The 15,782-nt window shown below is 69.0% G+C and carries 14 protein-coding genes, 1 pseudogene and 1 riboswitch; of the genes and pseudogenes, 6 read left to right on the top strand and 9 right to left on the bottom strand.

The genetic code is table 11. The features are described from left to right. Positions 1 to 25: 25 nt before the first annotated feature. Positions 26 to 2,134 carry a hypothetical protein gene (locus tag ACFUPX_RS16050; RefSeq protein ID WP_383321676.1) on the bottom strand — a complete coding sequence of 703 codons (2,109 nt, stop codon included), beginning with the start codon at positions 2,132 to 2,134 and terminating at the stop codon, positions 26 to 28. Between the two features lie 56 nt (positions 2,135 to 2,190). Further along, on the bottom strand, positions 2,191 to 3,135 hold the full coding sequence (locus ACFUPX_RS16045) for a glucosyl-3-phosphoglycerate synthase (protein WP_383321673.1): 945 nt from the start codon (positions 3,133 to 3,135) through the stop codon (positions 2,191 to 2,193). A 168-nt stretch (positions 3,136 to 3,303) separates the two neighbouring features. Then, positions 3,304 to 3,438, top strand: a riboswitch (SAM riboswitch). 17 nt (positions 3,439 to 3,455) lie between these two features. Here ACFUPX_RS16045 and thrC point away from each other — a divergent pair. The 4 genes from thrC to groL all read left to right on the top strand — a co-directional run bounded on the left by thrC (position 3,456) and on the right by groL (position 7,707). Next, the gene (gene thrC / locus ACFUPX_RS16040; RefSeq protein ID WP_383321670.1) at positions 3,456 to 4,766 is read left to right on the top strand and encodes a threonine synthase; all 1,311 of its coding nucleotides are present in this window, start codon (positions 3,456 to 3,458) and stop codon (positions 4,764 to 4,766) included. Between the two features lie 101 nt (positions 4,767 to 4,867). Continuing rightward, a complete protein-coding gene (locus ACFUPX_RS16035) occupies positions 4,868 to 5,143 on the top strand; it encodes a MoaD/ThiS family protein (protein WP_383321667.1) in 276 nt (91 codons plus the stop codon). A gap of 424 nt (positions 5,144 to 5,567) precedes the next feature. Then, positions 5,568 to 5,771 (top strand): cold-shock protein, encoded by a 204-nt coding sequence (locus ACFUPX_RS16030; RefSeq protein WP_005315736.1) that lies wholly within the window; start codon positions 5,568 to 5,570, stop codon positions 5,769 to 5,771. 310 nt (positions 5,772 to 6,081) lie between these two features. Next, positions 6,082 to 7,707 carry a chaperonin GroEL gene (groL, locus tag ACFUPX_RS16025; protein ID WP_055551550.1) on the top strand — a complete coding sequence of 542 codons (1,626 nt, stop codon included), beginning with the start codon at positions 6,082 to 6,084 and terminating at the stop codon, positions 7,705 to 7,707. A gap of 99 nt (positions 7,708 to 7,806) precedes the next feature. Here the strand turns inward: groL and ACFUPX_RS16020 are convergent, their stop codons facing one another. From ACFUPX_RS16020 to ACFUPX_RS16005, 4 genes and pseudogenes are all read right to left on the bottom strand, one after another. Further along, the gene (locus tag ACFUPX_RS16020) at positions 7,807 to 9,051 is read right to left on the bottom strand and encodes an esterase/lipase family protein (protein WP_383321664.1); all 1,245 of its coding nucleotides are present in this window, start codon (positions 9,049 to 9,051) and stop codon (positions 7,807 to 7,809) included. A 445-nt stretch (positions 9,052 to 9,496) separates the two neighbouring features. Continuing rightward, a pseudogene (locus ACFUPX_RS16015) lies at positions 9,497 to 10,297 on the bottom strand (hypothetical protein); the annotation flags it as partial. Between the two features lie 281 nt (positions 10,298 to 10,578). Beyond that, positions 10,579 to 10,785, bottom strand: coding sequence for a DUF397 domain-containing protein (locus ACFUPX_RS16010; RefSeq protein ID WP_383321661.1), 207 nt, complete (start codon positions 10,783 to 10,785; stop codon positions 10,579 to 10,581). After that, complete coding sequence (locus ACFUPX_RS16005) at positions 10,769 to 11,608, bottom strand: Scr1 family TA system antitoxin-like transcriptional regulator (protein WP_383321658.1); 840 nt, start codon at positions 11,606 to 11,608, stop codon at positions 10,769 to 10,771. Before ACFUPX_RS16005 ends, ACFUPX_RS16010 begins: the two co-directional genes overlap by 17 nt. Before the next feature lie 114 nt (positions 11,609 to 11,722). Here ACFUPX_RS16005 and ACFUPX_RS16000 point away from each other — a divergent pair, with 114 nt between their 5' ends. Together ACFUPX_RS16000 and ACFUPX_RS15995 are read left to right on the top strand one after the other, a co-directional pair. Further along, positions 11,723 to 11,935 (top strand): hypothetical protein, encoded by a 213-nt coding sequence (locus tag ACFUPX_RS16000; protein ID WP_383321655.1) that lies wholly within the window; start codon positions 11,723 to 11,725, stop codon positions 11,933 to 11,935. Next, positions 11,932 to 12,156: a hypothetical protein gene (locus ACFUPX_RS15995; RefSeq protein ID WP_383321652.1), complete on the top strand. Its 225-nt coding sequence runs from the start codon at positions 11,932 to 11,934 to the stop codon at positions 12,154 to 12,156. The genes ACFUPX_RS16000 and ACFUPX_RS15995 overlap by 4 nt, the downstream gene beginning before the upstream one ends. 3 nt (positions 12,157 to 12,159) lie before the next feature. On the opposite strand, the gene ACFUPX_RS15990 is transcribed toward ACFUPX_RS15995, so the two are convergent. From ACFUPX_RS15990 to murQ, 3 genes are all read right to left on the bottom strand, one after another. Further along, positions 12,160 to 12,915: a polysaccharide deacetylase family protein gene (locus tag ACFUPX_RS15990; protein WP_383321649.1), complete on the bottom strand. Its 756-nt coding sequence runs from the start codon at positions 12,913 to 12,915 to the stop codon at positions 12,160 to 12,162. A 235-nt stretch (positions 12,916 to 13,150) separates the two neighbouring features. Beyond that, positions 13,151 to 14,665 carry a PTS transporter subunit EIIC gene (locus tag ACFUPX_RS15985; RefSeq protein WP_383321646.1) on the bottom strand — a complete coding sequence of 505 codons (1,515 nt, stop codon included), beginning with the start codon at positions 14,663 to 14,665 and terminating at the stop codon, positions 13,151 to 13,153. Positions 14,666 to 14,717: 52 nt separating this feature from the next. Continuing rightward, complete coding sequence (murQ, locus tag ACFUPX_RS15980) at positions 14,718 to 15,701, bottom strand: N-acetylmuramic acid 6-phosphate etherase (protein ID WP_383321643.1); 984 nt, start codon at positions 15,699 to 15,701, stop codon at positions 14,718 to 14,720. Positions 15,702 to 15,782 lie beyond the last annotated feature (81 nt).

The raw sequence follows: 15,782 nt of genomic DNA, 5'->3' as shown, positions 1-15,782 counted from the left end.
GGTCGTCCCGTCTGCTGCTCCCTGACTAGTCCCGTCTGCTTCTCGCCGCCGCCACCGCGAGCGCGCCCAGTGCGCACAGGGCGATCGCGAGGCCCGCGTACAGCATCGTGTCCGAGTCGCTGCCGGTGTCGGCCAGCTGACCGGCGCCGTCCGCCTGACCCACGGGCCCGGACCCGGCCCCGTGCCCGCTCTGCGGCTCCTGCGGCGCGGGCCGTGCCTGCACCCGGCGGGCGAGGATCGCCGAGGTGCAGGGGTCGTCGCCGCCCCTGTCGGTCCTGGGGCAGTTGCTGCCGGGCGCCGCCACGGTGATCACCCGGACCGCACCGGCCGTGCAGGACACCTTCACCTGCTGGGTGATGGTCACCTTGCCGTGCGGGCGGACATCGCCCTTCCAGACGTACTTGCCGCCCTGCTTGGCGACCTTGCCGCTGCTCGCGACCGGCTTGGAGCCGGGCGTCACCTGCCAGGACGCGGTGGCCGCGGTGCGTGTGCTGCCCGAGGGGTTCTTGATGGTGATGGTGTTCTTCACGTTGCTGCACACCGGCGCGGTCCGCCGTGCGGGCACGTTGGAGACCTTCACCATCGGCTGCTTGCGCTCGATGACCGGCGCCGCCCCGCACTTGGGGTCGGTGCTGCCCGCGTCGCAGTTGGAGCGCGGGGACTCGACGTCGACGTCGTTGAGCAGCTTGCCGTCACCGCTCACGGGGTCGTGGACCTTGACCGAGTACGTCACCGTCGCGGTCTTCCCGGCCGGGATGTCGCCGGTGTAGCTGATCTTCGGCTTCGTGTACGAGACGTCGCCGGTGCTCGCCTTCGCGTCGTTGTTGTACGTCGCGTCGTCGAGGTTGTCGGTCAGGTCGTCGCTGAACTTGGCGTTCGGGTAGTTCAGTTTGCTGATGTTCTTCGCCTTGACCGTGTAGGTCAGGGTGCCGCCCGGCTTGATCTTCTTGGGGCTCGCGGTCTTCGTCACCTCCAGGTCGGGGACCGGGACGGAGAGCGCGAAGGCGGAGGGGACGTAGGTGTCGCCCTTCGTGGAGAAGCTCAGCGTCGTGGAGGTCGCGCCGACGGGGATCGGCTCTGCCGCCGCGGGCGCGCGGGTCCCGCTGCCGGTGACGTCGAACTCCTTGGCGTCGATGGAGAGGTTGTTGGCCATCCTCGGGTCGAGGGCGCCGTCGTCCTCGCTGATGAAGAAGTTGTTGGTGTTGCCCGTGTGCGCCTCGGTGATGTTCTTGCCGCCGACCGCGAACCGGTCGCCCGGGGTGTTCCAGTCGCCTTCGTACGCGGTGACGCTGGCGCGCGGCTTGCCGTCGGTGCGGTAGAAGCCGTCGACCTTGACGCTGGTGGCGGGCGACGTGGAGCGCTGGAGGACGTGGCCGCCGTACACGTAGACGTTGCGGCGGTCGGGGGCGTGGTCGTCGTTGGGGGCGTCGTACTTGTAGACGACGGTGAGGGACCAGCCCGCGACGCAGCCCTTGCCGGTGGGCGCCCAGATGTCGCCGACCGCGACGGGGACGGGGCTTCCGCTGCCGGTCACGCCGTCGAAGAGGTCGGTGACGTCGGCCTCTCCGGTGTAGTAGTGCGGGCCGTTGGTCGACGCCGGGTCCTTGACCAGGTCGGCCGGGGTGACCTTCGCGGGGGTGTTGCCGGCCACGCTGACCGCGGGCACCGCGTCCAGCGGGTCGCCGGGGGAGGGCCGTACGTCGGCGCCGGAGATGTCGCAGCGCTTGAGCTGGGCCCCGCTCGGGCCCTTGTACGTGCCGTCGTTGCCGCCGAAGAAGAGGCGCGCGTACGCGACCTTCGCGCCGGGCGGGATCGCGACCCGGCCGGTGCTCGACCCGTGGTCGGGGTCCATGCCCGCGGTGTTGATCCGCTGCATGACGAAGGTGTTGTTGTTGTCGCGGCCCTGGCCGTCCGCGGCGGTGGCGCAGCGCGCCGCCATGTCCGCGGGCGTCGTCGGGCAGCCCATGACCGTGTTGCCGATGGTCTTGAAGTCGCCGTACAGCGATTCGTCGTAACGCTTGGCGAAGGGCTCGACCACATCCGCCGCGGCGGGCACGGCGGCGGCGCCGAGCGCTCCTGCCGCGAGTCCGGCCGTGGCCATGGCCACGCCGCCGACGCGTCGCGCGCTTCCCATTACTTGTCTGACCCACATAAGTGGGAAATTTAGACAAAATGCCCGGCTTTGGGTGGTTACGCCACGCGGCGAGCCGTGTACTCCGCGATGCCGGCCATCGGCGGCCGCTCCTCCGTGTCCACCGCATGGGTCCGCGGCTCGAACCCCTGCTCGCCCCGTTCGAACTGGGTGATCTCGGGCCGTACGAGATGGCCGCGCGCGAGGCGCAGCTGCGCCGTCCGGTAGATCGCCGCGGCCATCCGCCCGAGCGCCTGCCCGTCCTGGTGGCGGTGCTTGCGCACGCCGACGTCGACCTGCGCGAGGGCGTCAAGGCCCACCGTGTGCAGTGCGTCGACCAGCAGGCCCAGCTCCACTCCGTAACCGACGGGGAACGGCAGCTGCTCCAGGAGGGACCTGCGCGCCGCGTACTCGCCGCCCAGCGGCTGCACGAACCCGGCCAGTTGGGGCCAGTGCATGTTCAGCAGCGGGCGCGCCATCAGCTCGGTGACCCGGCCGCCCTGACCTGCGGTTCCGTCCAGCGGGCGGTCGTACATCGCCTTCACGAGGTCCACGTCGGGCTCGGTCAGGAGCGGGCCCACGATCCCGGTGACGAAGTCCGCCGAGAACTCCCGCAGGTCCGCGTCGACGAACGCGACGATGTCACCGCCGGTCACCAGGAGCGAGCGCCACAGGACCTCGCCCTTGCCGGGCACGGCCGGAACGCGCGGCAGGATGTCGTCCCGGTGCACGACCCGCGCACCCGCGTCCCGCGCGACCTCGGCCGTGCGGTCACGGGAGCCGGAGTCGATCACCACGAGCTCGTCGACGAGGGCGGCCTTCTCGACCAGCTCGCGGCGGATCTCGGCGACGATCTCGCCGACCGTCTCCTCCTCGTCGAGCGCGGGCAGGACGACACTCACCGAGGCTCCCGAAGCCCGTTTGGCGGCGACGAGTGCGCTGAGCGGACGGTCGGCAACGGACCAGGAACGCCTGGTCAGCCAGCGCTCGGCCTCTTCCAGCACGGGTTGCTCCTCCTGTGTGTGGCCTACATGTGATCCATCTCGCGGTGCGGACGACTATCTCAAGGGTCCAGGCCGTCGGTTACAGTCTTGAACAACGCGGATGACCATCGCATGTCGGGGGTCATCGCGTAACAAATGCCCTGGGCCCCCAAAAGCCCGGCGCCATACCGCTCATCCAGAGGGGCAGAGGGATACGGCCCGTTGAAGCCCCGGCAACCATCCCGCCGACCGCGCACGCGAGGTCTCGGTGGGGAAGGTGCCAATTCCGTCTCGCGGTGAGATTCGCCGCGGGGAAGATGAGGAGAAAGGGCCTCGCCTCCATGGCTGCGCAGACTGTCGCAACGAACGAATCCACCCCCTCCACCACCTCCGGTTCCGTGGATCTCGGCCCCGCATCGGGCCTTTCCTGCCGCGAGTGCGGTGAGCTCTACGCGCTCGGCCCGATCTTCGCCTGCGAGGCCTGTTTCGGCCCGCTCGAAGTCGCGTACGACCTGCCGACCGGTGACCCCGAGGCGCTCCGGAAGCAGATCGAGTCCGGCCCCGACAACATCTGGCGTTACGCGCCCCTGCTGCCCGTCCCGGCGAACGTGGCCGAGAAGCCGAACATCAACCCCGGCTGGACCAAGCTCGTCAAGGCCGACAACCTCGCCCGTGAACTCGGTGTCGAGCAGGGCAAGTTGTTCGTCAAGGACGACTCCGGCAACCCGACCCACTCCTTCAAGGACCGGGTCGTCGCGCAGGCCATCGAGGCGGCGCGCGCCTTCGGCTTCACCACCCTCTCCTGCTCCTCCACCGGCAACCTCGCCGGCGCCGTGGGCGCGGCCGCCGCCCGTGCCGGCTTCCGCTCCTGCGTGTTCATCCCGCACGACCTGGAGCAGGGCAAGGTCGTCATGGCCGCGGTCTACGGCGGTGAGCTCGTCGGCATCGAGGGCAACTACGACGACGTGAACCGCTTCTGCTCCGAGCTCATCGGCGACCCGCTGGGCGAGGGCTGGGGCTTCGTCAACGTGAACCTGCGGCCGTACTACGGCGAGGGTTCCAAGACCCTCGCGTACGAGATCTGCGAGCAGCTCGGCTGGCAGCTGCCCGACCAGCTGGTCATCCCGATCGCGTCGGGCTCGCAGCTCACGAAGATCGACAAGGGTCTGAAGGAGCTCATCAAGCTGGGGCTCGTGGAGGACAAGCCGTACAAGATCTTCGGCGCGCAGGCCGAGGGCTGTTCGCCGGTGTCGACCGCCTTCAAGGCCGGGCACGACGTCGTGCGCCCGCAGAAGCCGGACACGATCGCCAAGTCCCTGGCCATCGGCAACCCGGCCGACGGGCCGTACGTCCTGGACATCGCGCGCCGGACGGGCGGTGCGGTGGAGGACGTGAACGACGAGCAGGTCGTCGACGCGATCAAGCTTCTGGCGCGGACCGAGGGCATCTTCGCGGAGACCGCCGGGGGTGTGACGGTGGGCGTCACCAAGAAGCTGATCGAGGCGGGGCTCATTGATCCCTCGCTCACCACGGTCGTGCTGAACACCGGTGACGGCCTCAAGACGCTTGACGCTGTCGCCGAGACCTCGCAGGCCACCGCGACCATCAAGCCGAGCCTTGACGCGTTTCGCTCCGCCGGTCTCGCCGGTTAGCCGCCGTAGGGTCTGAGCCTTCTTTCCGTCTGCGGACCGTCGTGGCTGGTCGCGCAGTTCCCCGCGCCCCTCAAGGGGCCCGCACAACCCGAGGTGAATCCATGAGCGTCAAGGTCCGCATCCCCACCATTCTCCGCACCTACACCGGCGGTCAGTCCGAGGTCGCCGCCGAGGGTGCGAATCTCTCCGAGGTCATCGCCGACCTGGAGAAGAACCACGCCGGTATCGCGGCCCGCGTCCTGGACGACCAGGGCAAGCTGCGGCGCTTCGTGAACGTGTACGTGAACGACGACGACGTCCGCTTCGAGCAGGGCCTGGAGACCGCGACGCCGGACGGCGCGGGGATCTCCATCATTCCTGCCGTCGCCGGTGGTTGATCCTTTAAGGAAATACCCTGCGTAATCCTTGTTGCCCCCTCCGCGAGAGAAGTGGAGGGGGCAATTCCATGTGGTTGAGCGCGGTACAGTTGGGAAGCGAGCTTCCCCGTTTGTGCCGAGCGCATATACGAAGTCGCCCTGAGGGCGACAAGAAGTAGCCAAAGTGAACTGCCCATTTGCCCTTCTCGCGGCATTTGCCTGGCCCGACTTGCCCTGAACTCCGGTAAAACCTCCGCTTATCACCGATCAGGCGTGCCCAGAATTCTCGTCCGATTGACCTGTTGCAGAGGGCAGTTGGACAGATACATTCAGCCGCGGTCGACGCGTTCCGGCGCACGCCTCCACAACCCATTGGGGGGGTGAGGTCTGACCCGGGTCCGCGAAGTGCGGATCCGTGCAAGGGCCAGTAATAGGGGAGTTAGGCATGGCTCAGGGCACCGTCAAGTGGTTCAACGCGGAGAAGGGGTACGGCTTCATCGCGGTCGACGGTGGTGCGGATGTTTTCGTCCACTACAGCGCGATTCAGATGGACGGCTACCGCACCCTTGAAGAAGGTCAGCGAGTTGAGTTCGAGATCTCGCAGGGCCAGAAGGGTCCGCAGGCGGACATGGTCAAGCTCGCCGTCTGATCTCGGCGCGATCGGCCAGCGACTTAGCGAGTGACGAAGGGCCCGCATCCCGACAGGGGTGCGGGCCCCTCGTACGTTTGGGACGCGGGCCCCTCGTACGTCTGGGATCCGTGAGAGGCGCTTGCACTCGCAGGGGTCGAGTGCTAATCATTGGCGTTAGCACTCTCCGAGTGAGAGTGACAGAACTTGGGTCGGGTCAGTGAGGCCCGCAGGCCGGGTGGGGCAAGGAACCACACGGTTTGCAGGCCGTCCGTCGCGGGCACTGGCGCGATCCGGAGCATGCCACCCCTGTCCGGGAGGACCACTTCACATGGCCAAGATCATCGCGTTCGACGAGGAGGCACGGCGCGGCCTCGAGCGCGGCATGAACCAGCTCGCCGACGCCGTCAAGGTGACCCTGGGCCCCAAGGGTCGCAACGTCGTCCTCGAGAAGAAGTGGGGTGCCCCCACGATCACCAACGATGGTGTTTCCATCGCCAAGGAGATCGAGCTCGAGGACCCGTACGAGAAGATCGGCGCCGAGCTGGTCAAGGAGGTCGCGAAGAAGACGGACGACGTCGCCGGTGACGGCACGACGACCGCGACCGTCCTGGCGCAGGCGCTGGTCCGCGAGGGCCTTCGCAACGTAGCCGCCGGTGCCAACCCGATGGCCCTCAAGCGTGGCATCGAGAAGGCCGTCGAGGCCGTCTCGGGCGCCCTGCTCGAGCAGGCCAAGGACGTGGAGACCAAGGAGCAGATCGCTTCTACGGCCTCCATCTCCGCCGCCGACACCCAGATCGGCGAGCTCATCGCCGAGGCGATGGACAAGGTCGGCAAGGAAGGCGTCATCACCGTCGAGGAGTCGCAGACCTTCGGGCTCGAGCTTGAGCTCACCGAGGGCATGCGCTTCGACAAGGGCTACATCTCGGCGTACTTCGCCACCGACATGGAGCGTATGGAGGCGTCGCTCGACGACCCGTACATCCTGATCGTCAACTCGAAGATCTCGAACGTGAAGGACCTCCTTCCGCTCCTCGAGAAGGTCATGCAGTCCGGCAAGCCGCTGCTGATCATCGCCGAGGACGTCGAGGGCGAGGCCCTGTCGACCCTGGTCGTCAACAAGATCCGTGGCACCTTCAAGTCCGTCGCCGTCAAGGCTCCGGGCTTCGGTGACCGCCGCAAGGCCATGCTCGGCGACATCGCCATCCTCACCGGTGGCACCGTCATCTCCGAGGAGGTCGGCCTCAAGCTGGAGAACGCCGGTCTCGACCTGCTCGGCCGTGCCCGCAAGGTCGTCATCACCAAGGACGAGACCACGATCGTCGACGGCTCCGGTGAGAGCGACCAGGTCCAGGGTCGCGTCAACCAGATCCGCGCCGAGATCGAGAACTCGGACAGCGACTACGACCGCGAGAAGCTGCAGGAGCGCCTGGCGAAGCTCGCCGGCGGTGTTGCGGTCATCAAGGCCGGTGCCGCGACCGAGGTCGAGCTCAAGGAGCGCAAGCACCGCATCGAGGACGCCGTTCGCAACGCGAAGGCCGCCGTCGAAGAGGGCATCGTCGCCGGTGGTGGCGTGGCGCTCATCCAGGCCGCCGCTGTCTTCGAGAAGCTTGAGCTCGAGGGCGACGAGGCCACCGGTGCCGCCGCTGTGAAGCTGGCCCTTGAGGCCCCGCTGAAGCAGATCGCGGTCAACGCCGGCCTTGAGGGTGGTGTCGTCGTCGAGAAGGTGCGCAACCTGACCGTCGGCCACGGCCTGAACGCCGCGACCGGTGAGTACGTCGACATGATCGCCGAGGGCATCCTCGACCCGGCGAAGGTCACGCGCTCTGCCCTGCAGAACGCCGCGTCCATCGCCGCGCTGTTCCTCACCACCGAGGCCGTCATCGCCGACAAGCCGGAGAAGGCGGGCGCTGCCCCGGCCGGCGGCGGCATGCCGGGCGGTGACATGGACTTCTGATCGACCTCTGGTTGATCTGCGTCCCGTACGTACCGAGGGCGGCACTCCTTCTCACGAAGGGGTGCCGCCCTCGGGCGTTGTGCGCGGCGAGCGGTGCGGCTACGGCAGGCGGTCCAGGATCCAGGTGGAGAGTTCCTCCGTCACCAGGGTGTGGCCCTCGTTGTGGGAGGCGCAGAGGTACTCGTCGAGTTCGCTGTCCTCGGACTGCTCCGGGAACGGGTCGTACAGCTTCTCGTGGCTGTCGATGTCCCGGAGGGCCACCGCGCTCGCGGAGGGGACGAAGCAGTGTTCGCGGATCTCCGCCTCCGAGCCGAGGCCGATGATCGCGGGGATCTTGTCGAGCTCGTCGGCGAGGATGCCGAAGCCCTCCAGGGTGCCGCCGGGGGCGCCGTCGATCTCGGGCATCCCCGAGGTGCGGATCTGCGGCTTGCGCAGGGTCACCACCCGTAGCTGGGCGACGAGTTGCTCGGCGCCCGTGCGCTGCGTGTAGAGGTGGGTGCCGGTGATGGCCAGGCCCTTGCCGTGGAACGCCTGCTCGCCGGGGGCGATGCCGTTGCCCACGCCCGTGCGTACGCCGTTGGAAACGGCGATCTTCCTCGGCCGCCGCGGCCAGCCGCCGACCCGCTCCAGCTCGGCGAGGAACTCGATGCGCTGCTTGTCGGTCTCGGGGCTGTCGTCCCACTCGGAGATGTGCTGCCACAGGAGCTGGCGCGCGGCCGGGCTGTTCATCTGGTTCGAGAAGGCCGCGTTGAGCCGCCGGATGTAGTGCGCGAACGACTGGAGCGCGAGGGGGACCCAGGCGCCGCGGTGCGGGCTGTCGTAGGAGAGGTAGACCGCCGTCTCGTGGTCGACGCTCTCGTGCTCCATCTTGGCGAGCGCGTACCGCGTGATCAGACCGCCCATGCTGAAGCCGCCGACGGTCAGCGCGTGGTCGCCGACGCGCCGCGCGATCGCCTCCTGGATCGCCGACCTGGCCGCCTTGGCGTTGTCCAGGATCGAGGCGCTGCGCTCGTCGTAGCCGAGCAGGACGAGGTCGTAGCCGCGCCGCCGCAGCTCGCTGACGAACGGGTACTGGCCGCGCTCAAGGCCCTCCCACAAGAGGTCCAGGTCGCTCGGCCCGCTGTTGAAGCCGTCGCTGAGGATCACCGGCTTGGAGAGCCCGTGCTTGGAGTTGGCGAGGTACACCCAGGCCTTTCCGCCGGGTAACGCCCACTCCTGGTCGGGGGTGGGAGCGGCCTCGGAGGCCGTCCTCGGGCCGGGCGCCAGGGTGACGTTGGCGGCGGTCCCGAAAGCCTCGGCGATCTGCTCTTCGTCGGGCTGGCCGGTGTCGCTGTACTCGGTCATGAAGGGTCCCCTCCGGTTGTGCGGCTTCGATGATGGCGGGTGGGCAGGTGCCATCCTCTGTACGCGCGGGGGGTGCCGGAAGACGGCCACCGTCATTCACCGGGTGGGCGGGACCCTTTCGGACAGCGGCAAGCTGGCCGCTTTCGCCTGTGCCGTACGGGGGTGCCGGGGCCCTGGCCGGGGCGAGAGGGTGCGCGGCGGTTACGGGCGTTACGCGTGGGCCGGGGCAGTGCCCAAATCGGTCAGATCTGGTGGCTGAGGGCGGGGAAGTATGTCCCGAAGGCGCCCCGGGGAGGGGCTGGGATCAGTCGGTGTAGTCCTTGAGCTTTTCGGTGTCCAGGGTGATGTTCACGGGATCGGGCAGCGGAGTTGGGGGGCATGGCGTCGCCTCCTCCCCTGCATCGTGCCCCGCTTCTGGCGCGGGTGAGCTGCACGGTCGCGCCTGTGTCCCTTCACGTCGAGGGTGAGCTGCCGAGCGGGCTGCGGCCGCGTGCGTGCGGACCTGGGCCGGAGGCAGAGCTGTGTGCCGCCGAATGCCTGGTTCACCTCGACACGGGCCGCAGGTGCCGCCTGGCAGGGCCTCCGGACGGCCGGGGGTGCCGCATCTTCCGCATTCCAGTACGCGCAGGACGGGGCGGGGCGCCGGCTCCGGGGGGAGCTTGGTCGTGAGGCGGCTGCGGACGAGGGCGGCGGGGCTGTGGACCGGGGTGGGGAGCCCTGCCGTCAGGGCGCGGAGGATGTCCGGCTCCGTCGCGCCCCGGGCGAACCACTCGGTGAGTTGAGGTTCCAGGGCTACGCAGTCCGCGTACGAGAGGGACAGTGCGGGGGCCGTCCTGCCCAGCGCCGCCAGGAGGATCAGGGCCCGGCTGCGGGTCGGGGGCCGGGGTCTGTCCGGCTCGGCCTCCGGTACGCCGCCGCGCGTGAACCTCGTCCACCACGCGTCGTCCCGCGCGGTGCGCGAAAACCACGTTCGAGTGACCCAGCGGGCGCTGCCCGATCCGCGTACGTGTTCGCTGCCCCGCCGCAAGTGGCCCGCGTCCTGAAGCCTGTTGAGGGCGGTGCGGAGGGCGCATTGCCCGTACGGGAGGTGCTTGGCCAGGGTCTTTACGGAGATGTCCGCGCCGTCGGGGAGCCGGTCGAGGTACGCGGCGATTGCCCCCTCCCGGGGCGGGAGGTGGGTGAAGTCGTTCTTCGCGCGGGGGAGTTGTTCGACCGCCGAACGCTTTCCGTAGCCCGGACTGGCCATGGGATGCGGGTCTGCGTGCGCGGCGCCGGAGGCAGCACTAAGCTGAGTATTAGCCATCGGATCGACTGCTTTCGATCTTGGTGGTTAAGCCCCCGCAGGTGTTGCTAGCACCGGGCGGGGGCTGTTCGTTATGCGGGCACGCTAGAGCGTCGTCACACTGCGTGGCAAGTCGAAGCCCGAAAGTGATCGACTGTGCCAACTCCAGGGGAGGGAGGGCGGGTTGAGACCCGCCTCCCGTTCCTTGAAAAGAGGGCTCGCGGCTGGTGGCTTGAGCTCCGGGGCTAGCTGACCTTGAGGTTCGTGATGAACGCGGACCAGCTGACGGCTCGGAACACGAGCTTCGGGCCGGTGGGGTTCTTGGAGTCGCGGACGGGGACGATTTCGGGGTGGCCGTCGCTTACTTCGAGGCAGTTGCCGCCGTCAGGGCCGCTGTACGTGGACTTGTGCCAAGTAGCGGTAGTCAGGTCGTACTCAGGGCTGGTCCTCATGGGTGTAATCCTCTGCCACTGATTCGATCAGAGCCAGGGAATCTTGTGGTGACAGTGCGCTGGCCCCTAGCAAATCGTAGGCCAGAGTCTGCCGTGCGACTGTGGCTGGGTCGTCCTCAAGGCGCCCGGTTTCGACACCCTCTGCGTAGGCGAGCGGAGGTGCATCCTCAAAGGTCATGAGCTTGAGGGAGCCTTGGGTGATCGGGTGGGCGCCAGCCGAGAAGGGTATGACCTGCACGATCGCCCGGTGGCGTTGCCCGAGCGCGGCAACGTGGCGCAGGGCTTCGGCCATCACTGCAGGGCCTCCGACCATTCGGCGGATTGATGCCTCGTCGAGTACCGCCCACAACAACGGTGTTGTTGGATCGCGCAGGATGTGCGCTCGCTCCAGGCGGGCCTTCACCAACTCGTCGATGGCGTCCGGCGTCGCTGTCGGGCGCCCGCCCCGGAACATGGCCCGTGCGTACCCCTCTGTCTGCAACAACCCCGGGATCAACAGGGGGGCGTACTCCCGGATGCCCGTAGCAACCGATTCCGCCTCCGCGGCCTCAGCGAAGTGATCCGGGTACTTCGACTTCGCGATGGCCGCACAGTTGCGCTCAAAGAAGCCCTCTGTGCCCAGGCGCCTGTCTATCTGCCGCGCGTACTCCAGATGCATCCGCCGTGTCCCGGCCTCCAGTTGGCCGATGAACGAGCCGCTGACGAACAAGGGTGCGCCCAGGTCCTCCTGGCTCAGTCCCGCCCGTTCGCGGGCGTGGCGCAGCTCCGCGCCGAGTAGGGCGCGGGGTGACGATGAGGGGTCGAGGTCCTTCGGTCCTGGCATGGCAACTCCCGGTAGAACACGAGGGGTTGTTGGGACGCCGTCGCTGTTCAGGCTAGCCGGGAGCGGACACGCTGGGTGAGGAAACAAGAACACTGTGTGTGAAAGGCGGAGGTCATGGCGCTGACGGCGGAGGAGCGGGTGCGGGCGGTGGAGGATGCCGTACGGCAGTTGAGAGCGGGCCTGGAGAGGGCCGGGATCACGCTGCCCTCGCTGCGGATGGACCCGCTGACGGCGGCGGCGGAAGGAGCCCTCCCCCTGGTGGAGCTGGGGCGCTGCAACCTCGACACCGCCCTGCGGCTGGCCGTCGTACTGGAGGGCGCGCGGTGAACGGCGACCCGACGGTCCCGGAAGCCGGGACGTACGCGGTGGACTTCAGGGACGGCAGCGTCGGCCAGGTCATGGGGTGCGAGGGCGGCCTCGTACATCTCAGGCCGCTCGGCGGAGGCCGGGAGTGGGACTGCCCGCCGGAGTCCCTCGGGCAGGCCCCGCCGGGTGAAGTGCTGCGGGAGAAGGTGCGGCGGCTGAACAGGGAGCGGCGGCTGCCGTGAAGGTCAGCGGACCGGGAAGCCGTAGGTGTAGCCCTGCTGCTTGAGGCGGGGCAGGAGCGTGCGCAGGGCTTCGACGGTCTGGGTGCGGTCGCCGCCCGCGTCGTGGAAGAGGAGGGTCGGCCCGTTGGGCAGTTCCCGCTCGACGGTGGCGATGATGGCGTCCGTACCCGGGCGCTCGAAGTCCTTCGTGTCGACGTTCCAGCCGAGGGGGCGCATGCCGTGGGAGGCGGCGAGCTTGCGGCTGTAGGGGGTGAAGGCGCCGCCGGGTGCGCGGTAGTACATGGGGCGGACGCCGCCGGAGGCCTTGGTGATCATGCGTTCGGCGTCGAGGATCTGCTTGGACTGGTAGGCGTTGGATTCCTTGTCCATGCCGGTGTTGTGCGAGATCGAGTGGTCGCAGAGGCGGTGCCCGTCCGCGACGACCTTCTTCACGACGTCGGGGTGGGCTTGGGCCTGCGTGCCGACCATGCAGAAGGTGGCCTTCACGTCGTACTGCCGCAGCAGTTCGAGCATTTGGGGGGTCCATTTGGGGTCGGGGCCGTCGTCGATGGTGATGTTGATGCCACGCTTCCCGTTCTCGGAGGCGTGCGCGATCGTCTTCGAGACCGGCTTGACGGCGCTCGGCTTCTTCGCTGCCGGTGAGTCCGATGTGCCGGCCTGCGCGGTCCACACCGATGCGCCGGTGGCGAGGATCGTCACCCCGAGCGCGGCCCCGACCAACTTGCCGTACCAGCCCCGCCCACCGCTGTGCCGCGCCATGTCCGCCCCTTTGCGTACTGTTCCTCGCCGTTCCCCGGTCGCTTGCGACCCACAGAGCATGACGAGAGGCGGCGGCAAAGGGATGCGTCCGTTACCGATCAAGGACAATTCCGGGGGAGTTCGCGGACAACTCCGGCGGGGCCGGGCGGGGCCACGACGAGCCGATCGACGCCTCCGTCGCTCGTTCGTGGGACGCTGGGGAGAAGCGGTCAACGACCGCAGGCTCGTCGATCGGCTAGACCGCCGCAGGCGACTTGGCCGGGTCCGCGGGTGTCGATGTGCCGGGGGAACCCGCCACGACCTGGTCGTGGGCGCCGCTGTCGACGTTGAGTTCCGTCAGCATCTGCTTGCTGAAGCCGAAGAAGTACGTCGCGACGAAGCCCACCACGTAGCCGACGAGCAGGCCGCCGCCGTAGACCGCGATCGTGAGGCCCAGGCCCTTGTTGCCGTCCAGGAGCGGGAAGAGGGCCCAGCCCGACGGGCCGATCGCCGTGGAGCCGACCTTCTCGCCGATCATCGAGAAGAAACCGATGAACGCGCCGCCCGCCGCGCCGCCCACGCACGCCGTGATGAAGGGGCGGCCCAGGGGGAGCGAGACGCCGTAGATGAGGGGTTCGCCCACGCCCAGGAAGCCTGCGGGGAGCGCGGACTTGATCGTCGTACGGATTGACGTGTTGTGCCTGAGGCGCTTGTAGACGGCGATCGCGCAGCCCACTTGGCCCGCGCCCGCCATCGCCAGGATGGGGAGCAGGACGGTGAAGCCCTGCTGCTCGATGAGCGTGGTGTGGATGGGGATCAGGGCCTGGTGCAGGCCCAGCATCACCAGGGGCAGGAAGAGGCCGCCCAGGACCAGGCCCGCGAACGCGCCCGTGTTGTCCAGGAGCCAGTTCGCCGCCGTGCCGATGCCGGTCGAGACCTCGCCCGCGAGGAACATCAGGCCGAAGATCGTGACCAGGCCGGAGAGGAGGACCGTGATGGTGGGGGTGACGAGGACGTCGAGCGCCTCAGGGACCCACCTCCTGCACCACTTCTCGATGTACGTGGCGAGGACCGCCGCGCCCAGAGCGCCCAGGACGCCGCCCTGTCCGGGCGAGAGCTTCTGGCCGAACGCCTCGATGTTCGCCACGCCCGCGTAGACGATGATCGCGGCGACCGCGCCGCCCAGGATCGGCGTACCGCCGAACTCCTTCGCCGTGTTGAAGCCCACGAACACCGCGATCAGCGCCATGAAGCCGGAGGCGATCGCCGCGAGCGCCGGGGTGATGCCCGGCAGCCACTCCAGGTTGATCAGGAGGCCGTTGATGCCCGCGATGATGCCGCAGCCGATGAGGGCCGGGATCAGCGGCACGAAGATGTTCGCGATGCGGCGCAGGAAGAGCTTGAACGGGGTGGCGTTTTTCTCCTTGCGGGCGGCCTTGATGGCGGCCCCCTGGTCCGCCAACTCCTCGGCGGTCAGGACGTGTTCGGAGGGCGCGGTCGGAGCCGCCGACCTGCCCTCCGCCACCAGTGCCTCGAACTCCGGGGTGACACGGGCGACCGTGCCCGGTCCGAGCACGATCTGGTACGTGTCGTCCTCGACCACGCCCATCACGGCGGGCAGCGCCTTGAGGGCCTCGTCGTCGACCAGGGAGCGGTCGGCGAGGTTCAGCCGCAGGCGCGTCATGCAGTGGGCGATGGACGTGACGTTCTGGGCGCCGCCGACGAGGGGGAGGATCGCGGCGGCTGTGGCGCGGTTCTTGTCAGTTGCCATGGTGCGGGTGCCTTGCTCTGTGCAGGGGGAGGGAGGGGTGGGTGGGTCGGGGTCAGGTCGTGCGTGCGGTGTCCAGGGCGGCCCTGAGGTGGCCGTCCGACGAGGCGAGGAGGCCGGCGGCGGTGGGGCCGTCGACTCCGCCGAGGATGGTGAGGATGGCGTTCTTCACCTCGCCGTCGGTGGCGGCGAGGGCCGTCTCGATCTCCTCGTCCGATGCGCCGGTGGCCAGCGAGACGATCCGCCGCGAGCGGGCGCGCAGCTTCTCGTTCGACGCGCGTACGTCCACCATCAGGTTTCCGTAGGTCTTGCCGAGGCGGATCATCGTGATCGTCGACAGCATGTTCAGGACGAGCTTCTGGGCCGTGCCCGCCTTCAGACGGGTGGAGCCGGTGAGCAGCTCCGGGCCGACGACGACCTCGATGCCGTGGTCCGCGGCTGCCGCGAGGCCGCTGTCCGCGTTGCAGGAGAGGCCGATGGTGAGGGCGCCGTAGCGGGTGCGGGCGTGCTCGACCGCGCCGATCGCGTACGGGGTGCGGCCGGACGCGGAGATGCCCACGACGACGTCGTCCGCGGTGAGGTGGAGCCCGTCCAGGTCCTCGGCCGCGAGCTCCTTGCTGTCCTCCGCGCCCTCGACCGCCGTGACCATGGCGCGCGGGCCGCCCGCGATGAGGCCGACGACCTCGGCCGGGTCGGTGTTGAAGGTGGGCGGGCACTCGGAGGCGTCGAGCACGCCGAGGCGTCCCGCCGTGCCCGCGCCCGCGTAGACGAGCCGTCCGCCGCGGGCCATGCGCTCGGCGGTGCCGTCGATGGCGGCGGCGATCGCCGGAAGCTGCTCGGCGACGGCCGCGGACACGGTGGCGTCCTCGCCGTTCATGATCCTCGCGATCTCCAGCGTGGGCTGCCGGTCGATCTCGGAGAGCTCGGGCCGGAACGCCTCGGTGGTGAGGGTGTCCAACTGGGCGCGGAGCTCGCCGTACGTGTCCCCGGATCCGGGGGCGGGGGAGGGGGAGGGCGTGTCGTCGGTCGTGGAGGTCATGAGGTGCGGCTCTTTCGTGTGCGGCGGGGTGGTGGGGGTGGTGAGGGTGGCGGCTGCGGTTCTGTGCGTGCGTTGCGTGCG

This window comes from Streptomyces sp. NPDC057302 (assembly GCF_042667685.1).
In the GTDB taxonomy this organism is placed as follows: domain Bacteria; phylum Actinomycetota; class Actinomycetes; order Streptomycetales; family Streptomycetaceae; genus Streptomyces.
Note: the sequence above shows the minus strand (reverse complement) of the source record. Positions and strands in the feature narration are given on the sequence as shown.

Excerpts from the sequence above, each read along its gene's own strand:
- ACFUPX_RS16030 (WP_005315736.1), top strand. The coding sequence starts at position 5,568 with ATGGCTCAGGGCACCGTCAAGTGGTTCAACGCGGAGAAGGGGTACGGC.
- ACFUPX_RS16035 (WP_383321667.1), top strand. The coding sequence starts at position 4,868 with ATGAGCGTCAAGGTCCGCATCCCCACCATTCTCCGCACCTACACCGGC.
- ACFUPX_RS16005 (WP_383321658.1), bottom strand. The coding sequence starts at position 11,608 with ATGCCAGGACCGAAGGACCTCGACCCCTCATCGTCACCCCGCGCCCTA.
- ACFUPX_RS16010 (WP_383321661.1), bottom strand. The coding sequence starts at position 10,785 with ATGAGGACCAGCCCTGAGTACGACCTGACTACCGCTACTTGGCACAAG.
- groL (WP_055551550.1), top strand. The coding sequence starts at position 6,082 with ATGGCCAAGATCATCGCGTTCGACGAGGAGGCACGGCGCGGCCTCGAG.
- thrC (WP_383321670.1), top strand. The coding sequence starts at position 3,456 with ATGGCTGCGCAGACTGTCGCAACGAACGAATCCACCCCCTCCACCACC.
- ACFUPX_RS15990 (WP_383321649.1), bottom strand. The coding sequence starts at position 12,915 with ATGGCGCGGCACAGCGGTGGGCGGGGCTGGTACGGCAAGTTGGTCGGG.
- ACFUPX_RS15985 (WP_383321646.1), bottom strand. The coding sequence starts at position 14,665 with ATGGCAACTGACAAGAACCGCGCCACAGCCGCCGCGATCCTCCCCCTC.
- ACFUPX_RS16020 (WP_383321664.1), bottom strand. The coding sequence starts at position 9,051 with ATGACCGAGTACAGCGACACCGGCCAGCCCGACGAAGAGCAGATCGCC.
- murQ (WP_383321643.1), bottom strand. The coding sequence starts at position 15,701 with ATGACCTCCACGACCGACGACACGCCCTCCCCCTCCCCCGCCCCCGGA.
- ACFUPX_RS16050 (WP_383321676.1), bottom strand. The coding sequence starts at position 2,134 with ATGGGAAGCGCGCGACGCGTCGGCGGCGTGGCCATGGCCACGGCCGGA.
- ACFUPX_RS16000 (WP_383321655.1), top strand. The coding sequence starts at position 11,723 with ATGGCGCTGACGGCGGAGGAGCGGGTGCGGGCGGTGGAGGATGCCGTA.